A 19,989-nucleotide genomic window follows, 5' to 3' on the forward strand; every position below is an offset into this window, starting at 1 on the left:
GTGCGCGATACTGGGATTGAACCAGTGACCTCTTCCGTGTCAGGGAAGCGCTCTCCCGCTGAGCTAATCGCGCGGGGATCCTCGCGGATCAAGGTCCTTGCGGACCAGTGGACGATACTGGGATTGAACCAGTGACCTCTTCCGTGTCAGGGAAGCGCTCTCCCGCTGAGCTAATCGTCCTTGGAGGTGGAGACGGGATTTGAACCCGTGTAGACGGCTTTGCAGGCCGTTGCCTCGCCTCTCGGCCACTCCACCAGGAGTGTAGGGGATCGGGAAAACCCCTGGTTCCTTCGAGCGGACGACGAGGCTCGAACTCGCGACCTCAACCTTGGCAAGGTTGCGCTCTACCAACTGAGCTACGTCCGCCTGTCGTTTCGGTCCGCTTCCGCGTCCCGGCGACGTGTTGAACTCTAGCGGATTCCCGGGCCAGCACAAAAACGCGTTTGCGCAGCGTGCTGCGCTGCACCCGCCGAAGGACGCGGTCAGGGCACCGGCGGGACATGCCCGGGCCACCCTGACGACACCCGCCATAGACTCGACTCCGTGCTCGACCTCGCTCCTCTTGCCCGCTTCGGCGACCGTGTCGCCACCGGCCTGCTCGATGTCACCAGTGATCCCGCGGCCCTGGACTCCTCCGGTTTCTGGGCCGTCTGCGCGGACTTCGAGGGGCGGCTGACCTGCGCTCGCTTCGCGGACGTACGGGACGAGCCGGTGCCCGCCCCGGTGCCGGGCCGGTGGCGGGGCCCGGCGGCCGGCGACTGGACGTCGTCCCTCGACCGAGCGGCGTACATCGCGGCCGTGCACCGGATACGCGAGCACATCGCGGCCGGGGAGGTCTACCAGGCCAACCTCTGCCGGGTGCTCTCCGCGCCGGTCGCCCCCGACGCCGACGTGGACGCCCTGACCGCACTGCTGGCCCGCGGCAACCCGGCGCCGTACGCGGGAACGATTCGGCTGCCCGGGGACGGGGTGGAGATCGCCACGGCCTCGCCCGAGCTCTTTCTGCGCCGTGCCGGACTGGTCGTCGAGTCCGGGCCGATCAAGGGCACCGGGCGCACCCAGGCGGACCTCCTGGAGAAGGACTACGCCGAGAACGTGATGATCGTGGACCTGGTCCGCAACGACATCGGGCGGGTCTGCGCCACCGGCAGCGTGACCGTCCCCGACCTGTGCGCCGTGGAGAAGCACCCCGGCCTGGTCCATCTGGTGTCGACGGTCCGCGGCGAACTGCGCGACGGCGCGGGCTGGCCCGGGCTGCTCGCCGCGGCCTTCCCGCCCGGCTCCGTCACCGGCGCGCCCAAGTCGAGCGCCCTGCGGATCATCGAGGCCCTGGAGACGGCGCCCCGCGGCCCGTACTGCGGCGGCATCGGCTGGGTCGACGCCGACCGGGGCACCGGCGAGCTGGCCGTCGGCATCCGCACCTTCTGGATCGATCGGTCCGCCCAGGGCGCGGCGACACTGCGTTTCGGCACCGGCGCCGGTATCACGTGGGGATCGGACCCCGAGGGTGAGTGGCGGGAGACCGAGCTGAAGGCGTCCCGGCTGCTCGCGGTAGCGTCGGGCACGTACGCGGAGAGTGGAAGGGGTCTTGGGTGAAGATCTGGCTGGACGGCGGGCTGCGGGACATCGAATCCGCCCGTGTCTCCGTCTTCGACCACGGGCTGACCGTGGGCGACGGCATCTTCGAGACGGTGAAGGCGACCGACGGGAAGCTGTTCGCGCTCACCCGCCACCTGGACCGGCTGACCCGCTCGGCCCGGGGGCTGGGGCTGCCCGACCCGGACCACGACGAGGTGCGCCGCGCCTGCGCCGCCGTCCTGGAGGCCAACCCGATGCCACTGGGCCGGCTGCGGATCACCTACACCGGCGGCCACGGCCCCCTCGGCTCCGACCGCGGCGAGCACGGCCCGACCCTGGTGGTCGCCCTCGGCGAGACCACCCGCCGCGCCGACTCCACCGCCGTGATCACCGTCCCCTGGACCCGCAACGAGCGGGGCGCGCTGACCGGCCTGAAGACGACCTCGTACGCCGAGAACGTCGTCGCCCTCGCCCGGGCAAGTCAACAGGGCGCTTCCGAGGCGCTGTTCGCCAACACGGTCGGGCAGCTCTGCGAGGGCACGGGCTCGAACGTCTTCGTCGTCCTCGACGGCGAGATCCACACCCCGCCGCTCGCCTCCGGCTGCCTCCCCGGCATCACCCGCGCCCTGACCGTCGAGTGGACCGGCGCCAAGGAGACCGACCTGCCGCTGGACGTCCTCGAACGCGCCGACGAGGTCTTCCTCACGTCCACCCTCCGGGACGTACAGGCCGTGCACCGCGTCGACGCCCGCGAACTGCCCGGCGCGCCGGGCCCGGTGACCGCCAAGGCGATGCGGATCTTCGACGAGCGTTCCGGGCACGACCTCGACCCCTGACCGGCCCGGACGTTCCACGACGCTCCCCGACGCTCCCGGCAGGGGCTCCGGATAATGGGCTGCTCCGGGCCCCGGGAACGGGTAGAACACCCGTGATGACCACTACCCTGCGGCCGACCGAGCCGCTTCAGCGCGCCCCCGGCGGGGCGCTGTCGCGCCACTTCCAGGTGTGCGTGAACGGCCGTCCCGTCGGCGTGGTGCACCTCTCCACGCACCCGGTCTTCGGGCCCTCCGTCGCCCGGATCGACGAGCTGCGCATCGAGGAGCCCGACCGCGGACGCGGCCGGGGCGCGGTGGCCGCGCTCGCCGCCGAGGAGGTGACGCGCGGCTGGGGCTGCCGGCGCATCGAGGTCTCGGTGCCCGCCGACGCCGAGGGCGCGCTGCGGCTCGCCACGGCGCTCGGCTACGTCCACCGCAACCGCGGCATGCAAAAGCCGCTCGGCGACACCCCGCCCGGACTGCCCGCGGGCAGCCGGGGCAGACCCATGACCGAGGCCGAGTACGGGCCTTGGCTCGCGCGCAAGCTCGCGGACTACGCCCAGGACTGGATCGACCGCGGCGTACCCGGGGCCGAGGCGCGGGCCAAGTCGGAGCACGACCACGCACAGCTGCTGCCCCACGGCCTCGCGACCGAGGACATGCTGGTGAGCGTGCTGGAGTGGAAGGGAGCCGGGGTCGGGACCCTGTGGCTGTCGCTCGCCGGGGACACGGCGTACGTCTACGACGTGGAGACCGACGAGCACGCCCGCGGCCGGGGCCACGGACGCTCGCTGATGCTGCTGGCCGAGGCCCAGGCGATCACCGCCGGAAAGCGCGTCCTGGGCCTCAACGTCTTCGCCGGCAACACACCGGCCGAGCGGCTGTACGCGTCACTGGGATACGTGCCGACGTCGTACTCGATGTACAAGAACCTGCTCTGAGGTCTCGACGTACCGTCCCGACGCACAAGGACCTGCTCCGGCGTCAGTCCTGCCCGGCCAGCAGCCGGTCGGCGATCTCCTCGATGCGCTCGCGCAGCCCCTCCTGGCTCTTGCCGCCGTCGAGGCGCTCGCCGCCGATGACATACGTCGGGGTGCCCGTCACACCGATCGCCTTGCCCTCGGCCTGGTCGGCGTCGACGATCAGGATGTGCCGCCCGTCGATCAGTGCGGTGTCGAACTCCTCGGCGTCCAGCCCGAGTTCGCCGGCGACCTCGACCAGGAGGGGTTCTCCCTTGCGGTCCAGTTCCTCGACCCGGCCGAGCACGGCCTCGACGTACGCCCAGCCCTTCCCCTGCTCCAGAGCCTCCTCGGCGGCCTGCGCGGCGGCGAAGGCGTGCTTGTGCTTCTCCAGCGGGAAGTGCCGCAGCCGCAGCTCCAGCCGGTCGCCGTAGCGGGCGCGCAGGGCGTGGAGGTCGTCCAGGGCGCTGCGGCAGTCCGGGCACTGGAGTTCGCACCACACGTCGAGTACGGGAACGGGGGTACCGGTGGGTGTGGGGGAGGAGTCACTCATGGGAACCAGTCTCCCAGGCGAGCCTCCCGGGGCCGAATCGGGACCGTACGGCGGTGACCGGCACCTGGGGAGGATCCGACCCGGAGATGTCCCTGATGTCGGGCCCGACCATGGCATCGCGGGTACCGGGCGGTGCAGGATGGAAGGGACGAAGCGCAGCTCGCTCTTCCGCGAGCGCACCCTGCTCTTCCGCCCTGCCCGACCGAGTCCGCCAGGAGGACCGGATGATTGCCGAGACCGTCTGTTCCGCCGTGTCCGCGGCCGGCCTGGGCATCGCTGCGGTCACCGCGTACCGCAAGCGCTTCCTGGCGGCCTTCCGTATCGCGGCCTATTCACTGATTCCCGTCGGCCTGGTGATGACCGGTGTCGTCGGCTGGCTGGCCGACACCGCGTTCAGCCCCACGGCCTGGATCGGCTTCGGCCTGCTGGGCGGGGCCTGGGTCCTGCTCGCGACCACGCGCGCCGTCGAACGCCGGCGCGGGGGAACCCGTGCGGAGCGCAAGGCCGCCCGTGCCGCCCGCAGCGAGACGGCGGTGGCCCCGACGGCCTCCGCGCCCTCTCTCGGCCCGGCGACCCGGCCGACGACCGCGCCCCGCACCACCGGCGCCTCGGACGACTTCAGCGACATCGAGGCCATCCTCAAGAAGCACGGCATATGACGGTTCAGGGAGCACCGCACACGACGTCCGCGTGACGCACTGAAACGACACAGTGGGTCGAGACCGCACGCGGAAGTGATCATGGTCGGACCGGAACCGGACCGGACATCACAGAATTCGGCGAACTCCCGCATCCAACGGGCGTGTTGATCGCGCGGAGGGTGCTCCCTGGGTCATCATCGCGGCGAGATGCTGGACACGACACAGAGCGATGCCGCGCCGCCGAAGGACGAGCCGCGTGGATGCCTCTTCGCCCTTTCCCAGCCACCGCTGATGATCTTCCTTGCGGTGATCGGGTGTCTGCTCCTCATGGCCGCGCTGCACGATCTGCTGTGGCTTTGAGCCGTACACGCTCCTCCCGGCGCCACCCGCCGGGACGGGCGTCGGCACCGAGGTGTCCCGCATCGAGAAGGGCAGAACGGGCGGTCAGCCCGCCGCTTCCTTGCGCCGTGCCCGGTACGCGGCCACGTGCAGCCGGTTTCCGCAGGTGCGGCTGTCGCAGTAGCGCCGCGAGCGGTTCCGGGAGAGATCGACGAAGGCGCGCCGGCAGTCGGGGGCCTCGCAGCGCCTGAGCCGCTCCTGCTCCCCGGCGACCACGAAGAAGGCCAGTGCCATTCCGCAGTCGGCCGCGAGGTGGTCGGCCACGGAGGCGCCGGGGGCGAAGTAGTGCACATGCCAGTCGTAGCCGTCGTGGTCCGTCAGCCGGGGCGTCGTGCCCGCGGCGGCGACCAGTTCGTTGATCAGGACGGCCGCGGACCGGGCGTCCGGGGCCGCGAAGATCCCCGCGAACCGACCGCGGATCTTGCGCACCGCCGACAGATCGAACTCGGACAGAATCCCGACATCACTTATTTTGTGCGATCGCACAAAAACTTCGAGGGCTGCGACATCCGGCAGTCCGTCCGCCGTCGTGTCGTCCTCCGGCACGGTGTTCACCAGATCCACCACGGTGTCGAGGGCGCACCGGGTGTCGTGGGTGATCAGCACGTTTCGCTCCCTGGCCTGGGGGTCGGGCGGGCGCCCGCCGATGCTGGCCGATGGTAGTGGCTGGCTGCCGGTAGAACGTTCCGGTGGCCGAAGGGGTTCCCTGCGGCACGCTCCGTGACCGCGGGCGCCGGACGCCCGCGCACACCGACGCCGCCCCCGCGGAAACCCACGGTGACGGCGCCGGTGCGCATCCCGTATGCGATTGTCTTGGGCCCGAGCCGTCTCCCCGAGTGGACGGCGCCGGGCGGCTTCGAGGGGCCGCGACCTAGCTTTCCGCCAGGATGTGCGAGAGCTCCTGATCCAGATCGAAGTGCCGGTGTTCCGTGCCGGGAGGCACGGCGGCATCCGTCCGCTTCAGGAAGGACTCCAGGGCCCGCGCAGGGGCCTCCAGCAGGGCCTCCCCCTCCGGGGAGCTCAGGGCGATGCACACGACGCCCTGGCCGTGGCTGCGGGACGGCCAGACGCGGACGTCGCCGGTGCCTGTGGGCCGGTGCAGACCCTCGGCGAGGAGGTCGCGGGCGAACACCCACTCGACGGTCTCCTCGGCTCCGGTGTGGAAGGTGGCGTGCACGGCGTAGGGGTCGGCCGTGTCGTACCGCAGGCCTGCGGGGACAGGCAGGGAGGACTCGCTCGACACAACGAGGCGCAGGTGCAGCTCGCAGCTGACCGTGGTGTTCATAAGCGCCAGGGCCTTTCGCTCAGTGTGCGCTCGGGGATTCGCACGTCGGCGAAATCGACATGCCACCTACGGTGCCGTTGTAAACCCCTCTGAGTGTTTTGCGTGTCTTTACGTAACTCTTCCGGCCGAGAACCAGTACGCGAGGTACGACCATTCCGGTGACGTGTTTCACTCGGGTAGGGTTTGGCCGTATGAATACGGGGAGTAACGAGCCGAGCGAGGTCGCGGTGGCGTCCGGCGAGGCGCAGGCTGACGGGGAGCGCGTCGAGGGCGGGCTCGGATCGAGGGCGCCGGAGTTCATCAAGGCGCGGCGCGCCCTGCATGTGAGCTGGCAGGTCTGCATCTTCGTCGTCGGTCTGGCGGTCGTGCTCGCCGGCATCATCATGCTGCCGCTGCCGGGACCCGGCTGGGTGGTGATCTTCGGCGGTATGGCGATCTGGGCCACCGAGTTCGTCTGGGCCCAGCTCGTGCTCCGCTGGACCAAGCGCAAGGTCACCGAGGCGGCCCAGCGGGCGTTGGACCCGAAGGTCCGTCGGCGCAACATCGCCCTGACGGTGATCGGCCTGGTGATCGTGGCCGTCCTGGTCGGGATCTACGTCTGGAAGTTCGGCGTCGTGATGCCCTGGACGCTGAAGCGTCAGTGATCCGCACCGGTCGGCGCTGGTCGGAGGCATCCCCTGACATGGGGTAATGTTCTCCCTGCGCCCGGGCGATTAGCTCAGTGGGAGAGCGCTTCGTTCACACCGAAGAGGTCACTGGTTCGAACCCAGTATCGCCCACCCGGAACCGACGGCCCGTCTGCCTCACTGCAGGCGGGCCGTCGGCCGTTCGGCGCCGGACGCGTCCCCCTGCGCTGTGAGGCATCGGCTCGCGGTCTGGACGATTCGGGCCGGCCGCAGGAGTCGAACGCCCAGGTGTGACGGCTCCGGGGCGACCCAAACCTTCCCGTCGCCCCCGGGTCCCTCCCCGCCCCCGCCGCCCTGCCGCCCGGCGCCCCGCGCGAGAAAATCCTGTCCGAGTCATTGACGCACCTCCGGGCCCTCCGTACCTTGTGCCAGCAAGCGCTTACTTGAAACGATTCATGTACGCGGCGGTGACGCGCGGGGAGGGTTCGACTGTGGGAACCAGCGGGAATGTGGAGAGGCGAACGATCCTGAAGGCGGCCGGGGCGTCGGCGGCCGCCCTAGGGCTGGCCGCCACGACGGGGTGTGGCGGCGACAGCGGTTCCGGGGGCGGGACGGTGACGATCCGTTACTCGTGGTGGGGTGCCGAGGAGCGGGCGAAAAGGATCAATCAGAGCATCGCGCTCTTCGAGAAGAAGTATCCGAAGATCAAGGTCAAGACCGACTTCCAGACGTATCTCTCGTTCTGGGAGAAGTTCCAGACGCAGGCCGCCGGCGGAAATCCGCCGGACGTTTTCCAGAATGCCGTCGGATTTCTTCGGAAGTACGACAAGAGAGGCATTCTTCTCGACCTGAACTCCCAGGTGCAGGCAGGCAATCTGAGCCTGGATCACTTCCGCGCCGGTGTCACCAAGGTCGGCGAGGTGGACGGCAAGCAGCTCGGTGTGCCCGTCGGCTCGAACACCATGGCGCTGGTCGTCGACAAGAAGGTCTTCCAGCGGGCGGGCGTGGACCCGCGGGCGGGCTGGACCTGGGACGAGTACTTCAAGGCCCTGAAGACCATCCACGACAAGACCGGGATCGCCGGCGACACCGGCTACTTCACCATCATGTACCTCTACGACCTGTACCTCCGGCAGAACGGCAAGGCGTTCTTCACCAAGGACGGGCTCGGCTTCGACAAGGCCGATCTGACGGAGTGGTGGCAGGACGGCTACAACCGGGTGAAGGCCGGCATCGTCACCGACCCGAAGGTCGTCTCCCAGGACCAGCCCAAGTCCTCGCTCTCCGCCGGTCACGGGGCCTCGGAGTTCACCTGGGACAACTTCACGGTCCGCTACTCGGCGGAGGGCAGCAGCACCTACGGCCTGGCCCCGATCCCCACGGTGGACGGCACGCACACCGGCCAGTACCTGGCATCTCTGATGCTGAGCGCCTCTGCCCGTACCGCGCACCCCAAGGAAGTCGCCCAGTTCATCGACTTCATGGTCCACGACCCCGAGGTCGGCAAGATCATGGGCTACGACCGGGGCATCCTGGCGAGCACCGAGCAGTACGCGGCGTTCAAGCCGACCGACGCGGTGAGCAAGGAGATCGCGCAGTACGAGGAGGACACCGCCAAGTCCGGCGTCCTCGGCACGATCACGCCGCACCCCTCCGGTGCCGACACCGTCGAGGCCGCCTTCCTGCGCATCGGCGGTGACCTCGGACAGGGCAAGACCACGGTCGCGAACTCGGTCAAGCAGTTCTTCACCGAGTCCGAGGCCGCCTTCCAAGCCTGAGCGGGCTGCGCCTCAGTCCGATCAGGCCGGCAAGCCCGATCAGCCCGATCAGCATGACAAGCCCGATCAGTCCGACCGCCCGATCAGCCTGACAAGTCCGATGGGAACCTCCGTGACGCTCGTCAAGGAATCCGTGCCCGCCACCCGGAAGGCCCGCTCCGCCGCCCCCACGGCCAGGGGGCGGCGGGGCCGCCGGGAGAACCTCGCCGGCTATCTGTTCATGTCCCCGTGGATCGCGGGCTTCGTGCTGCTGACCGCGGGCCCGATGGTCGCCTCGCTCTACTTCGCCTTCACGGACTACAACCTCTTCAACACCCCGAAGTGGGTCGGGTTCGACAACTTCACCAAGATGTTCGACGACCCCCGGTGGCAGAAGTCGGTCGAGGTGACGGCCAAGTACGTGGTCATCGGCACTCCGCTGAAGCTGCTGCTCGCCCTCGGCGTCGCCCTGTTGCTCGCGCAGAGCCGCCGTGGCCAGGCCTTCTACCGGGCCGCCTTCTACGCGCCGTCGCTCATCGGCGCGAGCGTGTCGGTCGGCTTCGTCTGGCGGTCGATCTTCTCCGACGGTGCCGTCGTGGACCGTACGCAGTCCTTCCTCGGCTTCCACGTCGGCGGCTGGGTCGGCAACGCCGACTGGGTCCTGTACTCCCTGGTGGCGCTCACCGTCTGGCAGTTCGGGGCGCCGATGGTGATCTTCCTGGCCGGGCTCAAACAGGTGCCCAGGGAGCTCTACGAGGCAGCCGAGATGGACGGCGCGGGGCCGCTGAGGAAGTTCTGGAACATCACCCTGCCGATGATCTCCCCGGTGCTGTTCTTCAACGTGCTCCTGGAGACCATCCACTCGTTCCAGATCTTCGGGTCGGCGTACGTCGTCTCCAACACCTACTGCGGGCCCGCGGACGCCACGCTCGTCTACACCTGCTACCTCTACCAGCAGGGCTTCAAGAACTCCCAGATGGGCTTCGCCGCGGCGATGGCCTGGATGCTGCTGCTCGCCGTGGCGCTGGTGACGGCCGTCCTCTTCTGGTCCCAGAAGAAGTGGGTGCACTACGAGGAGGAGGCCCGATGAGTGTCATGACGACGAAGGCGACGGGAGCGGGCCGTCGGCGGACCGGCTCGCTCGGCTGGCACCTGGGCGCCCTGCTGATCCTCGCCGTCATCCTCTACCCGGTCGTCTGGGTCGTCGGCGCCTCGTTCAAGCCCAGCAAGGACATCATCAACAGCCTCCAGCTGTTCCCGGGCCACCCGGTCCTCGGGAACTTCAAGGGCCTCGCGGACGGCATAGCCGACATCGCCATCTGGACGTTCTTCCAGAACTCCCTCTTCTACGCGGTCGGTTCCGTCGTCGGCATCCTGATCTCCTGCTCGCTGACCGCGTACGCCTTCGCCCGCATCAGGTTCGCCGGCCGGAACCTGCTCTTCTCGCTCATGATCGGCACGCTGCTGCTGCCGTACCACGTGCTCCTGATCCCGCAGTACGTGATGTTCCAGAAGCTGCACTGGATCAATACCTACGCTCCGCTGCTCATCGGCAAGTACCTCGCCACGGAGGCCTTCTTCGTCTTCCTCATGGTTCAGTTCATGCGGAACCTGCCCCGTGAGCTGGACGAGGCCGCCCGGCTGGACGGCTGCGGTCATCTGCGCATCTACTGGTCGATCGTGCTGCCGCTGTGCCGGCCCGCGCTCATCACCAGCGCGATCTTCACCTTCATCAACGCCTGGAACGACTTCATGGGCCCGCTGATCTACCTCAACGAGCCCGGCAAGTACACCGTCTCCCTGGGGCTGATGATGTTCCGAGACTCCGACGGCGTGGCCGCCAACTACGGCGGCATGATCGCCATGTCGCTGGTCGCGCTACTGCCCGTGCTGCTGTTCTTCCTTGCCTTCCAGCGGTATCTGATCGACGGGATGGCGACCTCCGGACTGAAGGGCTGAGGCCGTGGCCGACGTACGGGTGAGGGCGCGGCGCGAGTCGGTGTTCGCGGAGAGGTTCGCCGTCTTCGCCGAGTGTCTGCTCACGGGCGTGTGGATCGCCGTGGCCTCGCTGGGGGTCGTCACCTGGCCGGCGGCCTTCGCGGCCGGCGCCCGGCATCTGCGGCGGCGTACGGCCCATGAGCGCGGGGGGTGGCGGGAGTTCGTCGGGGACTTCCGGGCCGCCCTGCGCGGTGGCTGGGTCGTCGGCGCCCTCGGGTGGGGTGCGGTGGCCGCAGCGTGGGTGGACGTCCAGGCCGTGCGTGCCGGGCTGCCGGGTGGGCCGCTCGTCGGGGCCGCGGGGATGTCCGCGGTGATCGGCCTCGCCGTCGCCGGGCTGCGCGCGGCCGCGGTCTGGGCGCCGGGGGACACCTGGCGCGCGCTGCTCGCGGACGCGGGCCGTCGTACCGTGCTCGACCCCGCCGGATCCTTCCTGCTCGTCGGCGGAGCTGTGCTCGTCGTCTGCTCCGCGCTGCTCATCGCGCCGCTGGCGGTCCCCGTGCTGGGGGCCGTCGCGGCGGCGGCCGTCGCCGTGGAGGAGCGGTACCGGCGCCGCTGAGCGGCGGCTCCTCGATCAGGGTCGGTGCCTCGGCGCCGTACCCCGCACTGTCATGCCCCTGACCACCTTGCATTCGCACGGATAGGAAAGGCTGAATCCGACATGTCTTCCATTCCCCGCAGATCCCTCCTCAAGGCGGCGGCCGTCGCCGGAGCCGCCGCCCAGTTCAGCTGGGCACTGGGGTCGAAGGACGCCCAGGCCGCGCCGACAACCCAGGCCGCCGACGCGGACCCGGTGACCCTCGACTGGCTGGAGGACGGCGGCCTCGGCGCGGCCCCCGGCTCCACCGTCGGCGTGCCCTGGCCGATGGGCGCGTACCAGGAGGACCAGACCTTCGCGCTGACGGACGCGGACGGCAGGGCCGTGCCCGTGCAGTCCTGGCCGATCGCCCACTGGCCCGACGGCTCCCTCAAGTGGACCGCGCACGCGGTCTCCTCGGGCAGCGGAAAGCTCACCCTCGCGGCGGGCACACCGCAGTCCCCCGACAAGAAGGTGACCGTCGACAGGAGCGGCGGGACCGTCGATGTGTCGACCGGCGTCATCACCGTCCGGATCGGCACGTCCGGTGCCACGCTCGTCAAGTCGGTCACCCGCGGCTCGACGGAGATCGCCAGGAACGGCCGACTCGTCCTCCTCCGCCAGCCGGAGATCGAGGACGAGGACCAGGGCACGGTGAAGACCGAGCGCTTCGACGGCGCGATCGCTTCGGTCACCGTCGAGCAGGACGGACCGGTCCGTGCCGTGGTCCGCATCGACGGCAAGCACCGCAAGGGCGACCGCAGTTGGCTGCCGTTCTCGATCAGGCTCTACTTCTACGCGGGAGCCGACTCCTTCCGCATGGTGCACACGATCACCTACGACGGGACGCAGGAGCCGGGGAAGGCGAGCGGCGACTTCGTCCGCGGGCTCGGTGTCCGCTTCACCGTGCCCATGCGGGACGCCGCCTACGACCGGCACATCCGCATCGGCGGCGAGGGAACGGGCCTGCTGCGGGAGGCCGTCCAGGGCATCACCGGGCTGCGCCGCGACCCGGGGGCGGCCGTGCAGGCGGCCCAGTACGCGGGCCGGAAGCTGCCCGATCCCGCCACCTGGGACCAGCGCGTCACGAGCCGGCTCCAGTACATCCCGCAGTGGGGCGACTACACCCTCTCCCAGCTCTCCGCCGACGGCTTCACCGTCCGCAAGCGGACGAGGAAGGGGTACGGCTGGATCGCCGCCGGCGGTGGCGGGCGGGCCTCCGGGTTCGGGTATGTGGGCGGGGCGAGCGGCGGATTCTCCTTCGGGCTCAGGGACTTCTGGGAGAAGTTCCCCGCCCAGCTCGACATCCGCGACGCCCACACCGACGCGGCGACCGTCACCCTCTGGCTCTGGTCGCCCGAGGCACAGCCCATGGACCTGCGCTTCTACCACGACGGCATGGGCCAGGACACCTACCCCGAGCAGCTGGAGGGCCTCAACATCACCTACGAGGACTACGAGCCCGAGTTCGGCACCCCCTACGGCATCGCCCGCACCTCCGAACTCTTCTTCTGGGCCAACGAGTCCACCCCGGCCCCGCAGACCCTCGCCGACCAGGTCGCCGCGGTCCGCGTCCTGCCGCAGCTCGCCGCCCCGCCCAAGCAGCTGATCAAGGCCAAGGTCTTCGGCCCCGGCCTCTACTCCGAGCCCGACCGCTCGACGGCCGCCAAGGCGAAGATCGAGGACCACCTCGACTTCCTCTTCACCTACTACAAGGACCAGGTGGAGATGCGCCGTTGGTACGGCTTCTGGGACTACGGCGACATCATGCACACCTATGACACGGTCCGGCACCAGTGGCGGTACGACGTCGGCGGCTACGCCTGGGACAACTCCGAGCTGTCGCCCGACCTGTGGCTCTGGTTCGCCTATCTCCGCTCCGGCCGCGCCGACATCTTCCGCTTCGCCGAGGCCATGACCCGGCACACCGGCGAGGTCGACGTCTACCACCTGGGCAAATGGGCCGGACTCGGTACCCGACACGGCGTGCAGCACTTCGCCGACAGCGCCAAGCAGCAGCGCATCGCCAACACCACCTACCGGCGCTACTACTACTTCCTCACCGCCGACGAGCGCGTCGGCGACCTCATGCACGCCAATGTCGACTCCGACGAGACGTTCCTCGTCCTCGACCCGATCCGCAAGATCCGCACCGAGCCGTACACACCCGACCGGCACGCCCTGTCGATCGGCTTCGGCACCGACTGGAGCGGACTGGTGTCGGCCTGGCTCACCGAGTGGGAGCGCAAGGGCCCCAAGTGGGAGAAGGCCAAGGCGCGCGTGCTGTCCACCATGGAGACCATCGCCGCTCAGCCCAACGGCTTCGTGCAGGGCAGCGGTCTGTACGACCTCGACACCGGCAGGTTCGCCGTCGCCGACACGCCCGTGGTCTCGGTGTCCCACCTCTCCGCCGTCTTCGGCCTCAACGAACTGTGCGCCGAGCTCATCCACCTCGTCGACATGCCGCGGTTCAAGGAGGCCTACCTCGACTACTGCCGCTACTTCAACGCCACCAAGGCCGAGCAGACCGCCCGTTACGGCTCCAACTTCGGCACCCTGCTGCTCTTCCAGGGCCATTCGCGCCTCGACGCCTACGCCGCCCTGCAGACCGGCGACGCGACGCTCGCCAAGCGCGCCTGGACGAAGTTCTACAGCTCCGACGGCTACGCGGAGTCCTCGCCGTGGAGGACGGAGCGGCTGACCGGCCCGGCCACGCTGGTCGAGGGCGGCGAGGCGAGCTGGGTGTCCTCGAACGACACCGCGCTCTACGGCCTCGCCGCCATCGAGAACCTGGCGCTGCTCGGCGACAAGATGCCGTCGTAGCCGCTCAGTTCATCCTCCCCAGGACCTCCCGCACCCGCCGGACGTCCCGGATGCGCCGCTCGTACGTCGCCCCGAGCGCGAGCAGGAGCAGTCCGGCGAGGGCGGGAGGCACCCAGCGGGGCAGCGCGTCGGCCATCTGCACGAGATACGGGGCGAGTTCGTGCAGCGCGACCAGGGTGAGCACCGCGCCGCCGAGCACGAGCGGCGCCTGCAGCCGGTGCCGGGCGCCCAGCAGGGTGAGCAGGAGCGCCGCCGTGCCCAGCAGCAGGGGACGGGTCCAGTGCGGGTCGCCCCAGGCGGCGGCGAGGCTCGGCAGCAAGGTGGCGCCGAGTCCGGGGCCGTACGCCGTCCAGGACGAGGTCCGCGGATCGTGCCGCCTGCGCAGTACGCCGAGGAACAGCGCCGGGACGGTGACCGGGAGCGTGTACGCCTCGGGGGCCTCGACACCCCAGGACGCCAGCCGCACCCAGGCGGCCAGGGCGAACAGGGCCGCGGACGCATAGCCGACGGGGCGCCGGTCGGGGCGGATCGCCACGCCCGCGGTGATCACTGCGGACAGGCCGAGCACCAGGGCCAGCATCGGCGGGTCGGCGAGGGCCAGCCCGGTCGCGAGCAGCCCGGCCGCCGCTCCTGTCACCTCCATCGGGACGGTCGCCGGGGAGTCGCCGAGACGTGCGGCGAGGAGCGCCGCGGCCACCGGGACCGCCAGCACGAGCAGGGCCGTGTGCGACGGCGGCCAGTCGGCGGCGGCGCCCGCGGCGACGGCGAGCGCGGTGGCGTGGGTGAGCGCGGCGGGGGCCGTGAACGGGGCGAGACGCGAGAGGAGGGATGCCCCCGCGAACAGCGCCGTCAGGGCACAGAGCACGGTCAAGGTCGCCGTCCGCGACGCGAGCGCGCCGAAGGAGAGCGAGAGGGCGGCGAGGAGCGCGAGGACCAGGGCGGTCACCCGCGCGGGCAGGTAGGTGGTCGACTGCGCGCTCGGGCGGTCGGGCTCCTGCGCGGGGGCGTGGCGGCGTATGAACCCGGCCACCAGCAGCGCTGCCGCCGTCGTGACCCCCTGCACCGACAGCCCGGCGGCATACGGCAGTTCGAGCACCGCGGGGAGGACCAGAGCGGTGGCCCACGCCAGGGTCAGGGCGCCGACGAGGGCCCGTGGGCGCCAGGTCGTGTCGCGGACCGCCGACAGCAGTACGGCGGTGACGACCGCGAGGACGACCGGCACCGCCACCGCGTGCGGCGGCCACGGCGCGTCGGCCGTCACCGTGGCGCGCGCGTCGGACGGGGCGCCGGACCAGACGCGCGTCGCCCAGGCGACGGGACCCACGAGGGTGACGGCGACCAACGGGACGGTCCACAGCAGCGCCAGGGCCTGGACACCGCCCGAGGCCAGCACAAGACCACGGCGTACGGGCTCGGGGAGCGGAGCTCGTACGGCCGCCAGCAGGGCGACGCCCAAGGCCAGATGGCCGGGCACCGTCCAGTCGTCCGGCAGCGTCACGCGCAGGAGGCCGCCGAACGCCGTCACCAGCAGCAGACCACCCGCCACAGCGCCACCCGCGGCGGTGACCGGCTGCTCCAGGCGCCATGCGGCGCCGAGCGCGATCACCGCCGCGAGGGCGAGGAGCGCCGCCGCACGGGCGGCGGCGCTCGGGCCGGCTGCGTCCCAGGAGAGCCAGCCGGCCGTCCATGCGCCCAGGGCGCCCGTGCCGCACGCGCCGAGGGCGGCGACGAGGCGGACGGCCCCGGCGGTGCCCACGAGTGCCACGACCGTGTCGAACCCGGCCGTCGCCAGGAGCGCCGACGCGATGCGGTACGGGCCCCCGCCCACGGCCAGCGCCCACAGGAGCAGCGGGAGTTGGGCCGAGAGCAGCGCGGCGGGGACGGGCGAGCGCAGCGGTGCCGTCGGCGGCAGCAGCCCGTACGCCGCCCACAGCCCCGCCAGTGCCGCCGCGGCGAGCGCCGCGTATGCCGTGCCGCCCGTGCCGGTGAACGCCACCTCGTGCAGCGCGTACGCGTCGAGCACGGTCAGCGCGAGACCCAGACCCGCCACCGACTCGGCCGTGGATCCGAGCCCCCGCTTCAGCAGCGCCACCGGCGCCGCGAGCGCGGCCAGGGTGACCGCGCCGAGCACCAGGGCCCGCCCGGCGATGCCCAGATGCCCCCAGCTGACCAGCGTGAACGCCACCGCCGCGATGGTGAGGAGCACACCGCCGAGCACGAGCAGCACGTTCTGCACGCGCGGCGCGGAGGCCTCGGGGCGCGGCGGCGCGAGGGGCATCGGCGGCATCGGACGGTGCAGGGCGGCGACCAGCCGGGCGCGGCGGGACAGCAACTGGGCCCGACGGGCGTCGAGTTGCCACAGCTCCGCATCGATGAGCCGCAGCTCCTCGACCGGGGGCAGAGGGTACGTCATGCCCTGGAGTGTGGTCCACGTCACGTCACCCGACATGAGTGTGCGTACTCAGAACGTACTCAGATCCCGGTGTGCGGCACTGGGTACGGGCAGACTCCGCCCATGGACTGGACCCACTACCGCTTCCTCAGCCTGTGGAACCTGACCGCGTCGGCCGACGTCGTCTACGGAGCCCTGGAGCGTCCCGAGGACTACCCGCGCTGGTGGCCCCAGGTGCGCTCGGTGCACCGTCTCGACGACACCACGGGCCTGTTCACCGTCCGCGCCTTCCTCCCGTACGACCTGACCTTCACCGCGCGCGAGGTACGCCGCGACCCGGCCGCCGGGGTCCTGGAGACGGCGCTGTCCGGTGACATGGACGGCTGGGCCCGCTGGACCGTCACCCCCGACGGCTCCGGCACCCTCGCCCGCTTCGACCAGGTGGTCGACGTCGGCAAGCCCCTGCTGCGGCGACTGGCCGTGCCCGGACGCCCGTTCTTCCGCGCCAACCACCGGCTGATGATGCGGGCCGGGCGGCGCGGCCTGGCCGCGTACCTCGAAGCGGTTTGAAGGAATCACGCCCGGACCTGTATTGTTCAGTGCGTTCCCGGGCGATTAGCTCAGTGGGAGAGCGCTTCGTTCACACCGAAGAGGTCACTGGTTCGAACCCAGTATCGCCCACCGGGAGAGAGCCGGTCCACAACTTGCGGACCGGCTCTTCTTGTTTACCCGCCACCGGGATACCTCGAGGTCGCCGCCGACGGCAGCATCCGTGTCACCGAGGTCATCGACTACGACTTCGGCGACCCCGACGCTACGCCGCCGCCGGCAGCTCCGGTCGCAGCGGCCAGTCCGTGCTCACCGCCTCGTCCGAGCCGCTGCGTGCGAACCAGGCCTGCAGGCCGCGGGCCTGAGCCGCGTGCCAGGTGGTCTGCAGGGTGTGCAGTTCGGCGGGGGACAGGCGCTCCAGCCGGGTCGCGAAGCGCCGCCCGAGCGCCCGTACGACCTCCAGCGCCGCCAGCGCGTCCGCGCCCGCGTCGTGCGCGCCCTCCAGCACGACGCCGTAGTGCGCGCACAGGTCCGTCAGCGTGCGGCGGCCCTTGCGGTAGCGGTCGAGGTGCTTGTCCAGGACCCGCGGATCGAGCACCAGCAGCGGTGACGACTCGAACCAGCGGTCGAGCGACGACGCGCGATGGCGGCGCAACTCGCGGTCCAGGAGCGTCAGATCGAACGGCGCGTTCATCACCACCAGCGGGCGGTGCATGGTCGCGTGCTCGGCCAGCTCCTCCGCTATCTCGAACATCACCGGCGCCGGCCAGCGGCCGTTGCGCTGCAGATGTTCCTCCGTCAGCCCGTGCACCGCCGTCGCCGCCTCCGGCACCGGAACACCCGGGTTGACCAGCCAACGGGTCACCCGGGGCCGGGTGCCCGGGGCGTCCTGGACCACGACGGCGGCCGACACGATCCGGTCGGTCTCGACGTCCACGCCCGTGGTCTCCGTGTCGAAGGCGGCCAGCGGCCCCTCGTACCAGCACGTCATCGCAACACAACTCCTCGTTCACCCACGGCAGCTGACGTCCCGTCTTCTGCCTGTTTGGTGATACCCGGGCTGTTTGCGCCGTACGCCGGAAGGACACAACAGGAGTGCGGGTCTTTGCAGTTCAGCGGCCCGCAGCGGGGAAACACTTGGCTTGGAAGGCTGTTGGTCATGGTGATAGCGCAGCCCGAGCGGGGCGGGCTGCTGCCCGAACGGACGGCACCCCATCGCGGCACACTCGCCACCACCGCCTGCATGGAGACACTGCAGGTCGGTTATCTGCACGCGGTCGCCGCGGCGGCCGGCTGCTCGCTGTCGCAGCCGTTCCCGGACAACGGCATCGACTGGCACGTCAGCCACGGCTCGCCCGGCCACACCGTCGACGACGAGGTGACCATCAAGGTGCAGCTGAAGTGCACGTACCAGATCGCGCCGAACCCGCCGGGCCGCTTCTTCTCCTTCACGCTCGACAACGACCATCTGCGCAAGCTCGCCCGCACCCCGGTCTCGGTGCACAAGATCCTCGTCGTGATGCTGGTGCCGCGCTCCCAGGACGACTGGCTGCGCGCCAGCCACGACCGGCTCGACCTGCGGCACTGCTGCTACTGGGTCAACCTGGCCGGCCACCCGATCACCGGCCGGCACCGGACCACCGTGCGGATCCCGACCTCGCGCATCTTCGACGACCGGGCGCTGTGCGAGATCATGACGCGGGTCGGGACGGGAGGCAGACCATGAGGGACCGTCCGTACGACGAGCCCCTGCGGGAAGGCAGGCCGCATCCCGTCACCGGGGACGCCGCCCACTGGAACCGTTCCCCCGACCCCGCCGACGTCGACCCCGCCGTGCTCGGCGCCCTGCTGCACCGGCACGGCTGGCAACGGCGCGGCGGCGCCCCCGGGCGCTACGGCCGCTGGACCCCGCCCGGGCCGGGCGGCGGCGGGACCAGCCTGCTGGTGCCCGAGAGCCGGGCCTTCCCCGACAGCGACGACCTGCTCGGCGAGGCCCTGGTCGCCCTGTCCCGCAGCGGCAATCCCTCGGCGCGCGAGGTCCTCGTGGGACTCGCCGTGCCCAGCGACGAGATCCGCTGGTGGCGGGACGTACCGTCCGGACCGGTGGACACCGCCCCCTGGACGGTCGAGGAACAGCTGCGCACGGCCGCCCGGCAGATGCTGCTCGCGGCCGCGCTCGCCACACGCGCGCGTGCGGGCTACTACGGCGCCCGGCACCGCAGGGCGGCGGCCGTGATGCTGGAGAACGTCCTGGTCGGCTCGGCGACCGGTGGCCGCAGGCTCACCGCCTTCGCCCCCGTGGCCGCCGCTCGCCCGCTCGCCGTGCGCCTCCAGCAGGCCCTTTACGCCATCCGCGAGGCCATCGACTACCAGCGGGCCACCGGCGGCATGGACGCCTTCGACGGCGCGGTCGAGGCCGGCGTCAGCCGGGAGCTCACCGAATCCCTCGTCGCCCTGGTGCGCGGCACCGAGGGAGCCCGGATCGCCGTCGAGTGGGCGCCGGCCGCGGGTGTCCCCGAGGACTGCGCGGCGTCCGCCGAACCGGTCGAGTTCTCACCCGGCGACCTGCCCGTCCTGCGCGAGGCGGGCGCCCGCTATCTGCGCGACGAACCGTCCGTGCCGGTGCGGATCACCGGTTCCGTCGTCCGGATGCGCCGGTCGGGGCCGCGCGGCGAGGGCAGCGTACGGCTGCGGGTGCTCGCGGGTGCCGAGGTCCCGTATCTGCGGGTGACGCTGGACGAGGAGGACTACCGGACAGCCGGACACGCCCACCTCGTCGGACTGCCGGTGCGGGTGCACGGGCGGCTGGAGAGCCGCGGCGGCTTCCGGCGGCTGACCGGGGCCTGTGGGGTCGTACCGGTGCAGGTGGACGAGGCCGAGCGGGACCGGCTGCTGAAGTCGCTCCAGGAGAATCTCGATTTCTTCGAGGAGGCGTGCAGCGGGGAGGACTGCGACTGAGGGCGGCCGCGACGGGCTAGGGGTTGCGACCGGCCGGGGACTGTGGGTGACCGTTTCGCGGTCGGCCGGTCCGGGTCGGTAC

At 71.0% G+C, this 19,989-nt stretch carries 19 protein-coding genes and 6 tRNA genes; 16 read left to right on the forward strand and 9 right to left on the reverse strand.

Annotated features, from left to right (window positions below; all coding sequences use genetic code 11):
• Window position 1: 1 nt before the first annotated feature.
• The 4 genes from AB0I54_RS17080 to AB0I54_RS17095 all read right to left on the reverse strand — a co-directional run bounded on the left by AB0I54_RS17080 (window position 2) and on the right by AB0I54_RS17095 (window position 366).
• Window positions 2-73, reverse strand: a tRNA-Val gene (locus tag AB0I54_RS17080).
• Between the two features lie 35 nt (window positions 74-108).
• Window positions 109-180: transfer RNA gene (locus AB0I54_RS17085), tRNA-Val, on the reverse strand.
• Between the two features lies 1 nt (window position 181).
• Window positions 182-255: transfer RNA gene (locus AB0I54_RS17090), tRNA-Cys, on the reverse strand.
• A 38-nt stretch (window positions 256-293) separates the two neighbouring features.
• Window positions 294-366 (reverse strand) — tRNA-Gly (locus AB0I54_RS17095).
• Window positions 367-543: 177 nt separating this feature from the next.
• On the opposite strand from AB0I54_RS17095, the gene AB0I54_RS17100 reads away from it, so the two are divergent.
• From AB0I54_RS17100 to AB0I54_RS17110, 3 genes are all read left to right on the forward strand, one after another.
• The gene (locus AB0I54_RS17100) at window positions 544-1,596 is read left to right on the forward strand and encodes a chorismate-binding protein (protein WP_363296785.1); all 1,053 of its coding nucleotides are present in this window, start codon (window positions 544-546) and stop codon (window positions 1,594-1,596) included.
• Complete coding sequence (locus AB0I54_RS17105; RefSeq protein ID WP_363296786.1) at window positions 1,593-2,414, forward strand: aminodeoxychorismate lyase; 822 nt, start codon at window positions 1,593-1,595, stop codon at window positions 2,412-2,414. The genes AB0I54_RS17100 and AB0I54_RS17105 overlap by 4 nt, the downstream gene beginning before the upstream one ends.
• Window positions 2,415-2,509: 95 nt before the next feature.
• Window positions 2,510-3,334 (forward strand): GNAT family N-acetyltransferase, encoded by an 825-nt coding sequence (locus AB0I54_RS17110; protein WP_363296787.1) that lies wholly within the window; start codon window positions 2,510-2,512, stop codon window positions 3,332-3,334.
• 43 nt (window positions 3,335-3,377) lie between these two features.
• Here the strand turns inward: AB0I54_RS17110 and AB0I54_RS17115 are convergent, their stop codons facing one another.
• Complete coding sequence (locus AB0I54_RS17115; protein ID WP_363296788.1) at window positions 3,378-3,905, reverse strand: DsbA family protein; 528 nt, start codon at window positions 3,903-3,905, stop codon at window positions 3,378-3,380.
• 224 nt (window positions 3,906-4,129) lie between these two features.
• Here AB0I54_RS17115 and AB0I54_RS17120 point away from each other — a divergent pair, with 224 nt between their 5' ends.
• Window positions 4,130-4,564, forward strand: a complete 435-nt coding sequence (locus AB0I54_RS17120; protein WP_363296789.1) for a hypothetical protein — start codon at window positions 4,130-4,132, stop codon at window positions 4,562-4,564.
• 189 nt (window positions 4,565-4,753) lie between these two features.
• On the forward strand, window positions 4,754-4,906 hold the full coding sequence (locus AB0I54_RS17125) for a hypothetical protein (protein WP_263206696.1): 153 nt from the start codon (window positions 4,754-4,756) through the stop codon (window positions 4,904-4,906).
• An 84-nt stretch (window positions 4,907-4,990) separates the two neighbouring features.
• Here AB0I54_RS17125 and AB0I54_RS17130 read toward each other — a convergent pair whose 3' ends face one another.
• Entirely contained in the window at window positions 4,991-5,551 is a 561-nt protein-coding gene (locus AB0I54_RS17130) for a CGNR zinc finger domain-containing protein (protein ID WP_363296790.1), read from the reverse strand.
• A gap of 265 nt (window positions 5,552-5,816) precedes the next feature.
• Window positions 5,817-6,230 carry an SsgA family sporulation/cell division regulator gene (locus AB0I54_RS17135; RefSeq protein ID WP_004002642.1) on the reverse strand — a complete coding sequence of 138 codons (414 nt, stop codon included), beginning with the start codon at window positions 6,228-6,230 and terminating at the stop codon, window positions 5,817-5,819.
• 191 nt (window positions 6,231-6,421) lie between these two features.
• Between AB0I54_RS17135 and AB0I54_RS17140 the strand changes: the two genes are divergently transcribed.
• The 7 genes from AB0I54_RS17140 to AB0I54_RS17170 all read left to right on the forward strand — a co-directional run bounded on the left by AB0I54_RS17140 (window position 6,422) and on the right by AB0I54_RS17170 (window position 14,008).
• Window positions 6,422-6,874, forward strand: a complete 453-nt coding sequence (locus tag AB0I54_RS17140; RefSeq protein WP_363296791.1) for a TIGR02611 family protein — start codon at window positions 6,422-6,424, stop codon at window positions 6,872-6,874.
• 63 nt (window positions 6,875-6,937) lie between these two features.
• A tRNA-Val gene (locus tag AB0I54_RS17145) sits at window positions 6,938-7,009 on the forward strand.
• A 338-nt stretch (window positions 7,010-7,347) separates the two neighbouring features.
• Complete coding sequence (locus AB0I54_RS17150; protein WP_363296792.1) at window positions 7,348-8,634, forward strand: extracellular solute-binding protein; 1,287 nt, start codon at window positions 7,348-7,350, stop codon at window positions 8,632-8,634.
• A 100-nt stretch (window positions 8,635-8,734) separates the two neighbouring features.
• A complete protein-coding gene (locus tag AB0I54_RS17155; RefSeq protein WP_363296793.1) occupies window positions 8,735-9,703 on the forward strand; it encodes a sugar ABC transporter permease in 969 nt (322 codons plus the stop codon).
• Window positions 9,700-10,572 (forward strand): carbohydrate ABC transporter permease, encoded by an 873-nt coding sequence (locus AB0I54_RS17160; RefSeq protein WP_363296794.1) that lies wholly within the window; start codon window positions 9,700-9,702, stop codon window positions 10,570-10,572. Before AB0I54_RS17155 ends, AB0I54_RS17160 begins: the two co-directional genes overlap by 4 nt.
• Window positions 10,573-10,576: 4 nt before the next feature.
• Window positions 10,577-11,167 (forward strand): hypothetical protein, encoded by a 591-nt coding sequence (locus AB0I54_RS17165; RefSeq protein ID WP_363296795.1) that lies wholly within the window; start codon window positions 10,577-10,579, stop codon window positions 11,165-11,167.
• 102 nt (window positions 11,168-11,269) lie between these two features.
• Window positions 11,270-14,008 (forward strand): Tat pathway signal sequence domain protein, encoded by a 2,739-nt coding sequence (locus AB0I54_RS17170; protein ID WP_363296796.1) that lies wholly within the window; start codon window positions 11,270-11,272, stop codon window positions 14,006-14,008.
• Between the two features lie 4 nt (window positions 14,009-14,012).
• On the opposite strand, the gene AB0I54_RS17175 is transcribed toward AB0I54_RS17170, so the two are convergent.
• Window positions 14,013-16,421 carry a hypothetical protein gene (locus tag AB0I54_RS17175; protein WP_363296797.1) on the reverse strand — a complete coding sequence of 803 codons (2,409 nt, stop codon included), beginning with the start codon at window positions 16,419-16,421 and terminating at the stop codon, window positions 14,013-14,015.
• Window positions 16,422-16,523: 102 nt separating this feature from the next.
• On the opposite strand from AB0I54_RS17175, the gene AB0I54_RS17180 reads away from it, so the two are divergent.
• Together AB0I54_RS17180 and AB0I54_RS17185 are read left to right on the forward strand one after the other, a co-directional pair.
• Entirely contained in the window at window positions 16,524-16,970 is a 447-nt protein-coding gene (locus AB0I54_RS17180) for an SRPBCC family protein (protein ID WP_363296798.1), read from the forward strand.
• 39 nt (window positions 16,971-17,009) lie between these two features.
• Window positions 17,010-17,081, forward strand: a tRNA-Val gene (locus tag AB0I54_RS17185).
• Between the two features lie 133 nt (window positions 17,082-17,214).
• Here AB0I54_RS17185 and AB0I54_RS17190 read toward each other — a convergent pair.
• Entirely contained in the window at window positions 17,215-17,940 is a 726-nt protein-coding gene (locus AB0I54_RS17190) for a 3'-5' exonuclease (RefSeq protein WP_363296799.1), read from the reverse strand.
• Between the two features lie 168 nt (window positions 17,941-18,108).
• Here AB0I54_RS17190 and AB0I54_RS17195 point away from each other — a divergent pair, with 168 nt between their 5' ends.
• Window positions 18,109-18,675 carry a DUF4365 domain-containing protein gene (locus AB0I54_RS17195; protein ID WP_316755150.1) on the forward strand — a complete coding sequence of 189 codons (567 nt, stop codon included), beginning with the start codon at window positions 18,109-18,111 and terminating at the stop codon, window positions 18,673-18,675.
• Window positions 18,672-19,907, forward strand: coding sequence for a hypothetical protein (locus tag AB0I54_RS17200; protein ID WP_363296800.1), 1,236 nt, complete (start codon window positions 18,672-18,674; stop codon window positions 19,905-19,907). Before AB0I54_RS17195 ends, AB0I54_RS17200 begins: the two co-directional genes overlap by 4 nt.
• Window positions 19,908-19,989: the final 82 nt, after the last annotated feature.

Origin of the sequence: Streptomyces sp. NPDC050625 (genome assembly GCF_040654755.1) — a bacterium.
Lineage (GTDB): Bacteria > Actinomycetota > Actinomycetes > Streptomycetales > Streptomycetaceae > Streptomyces.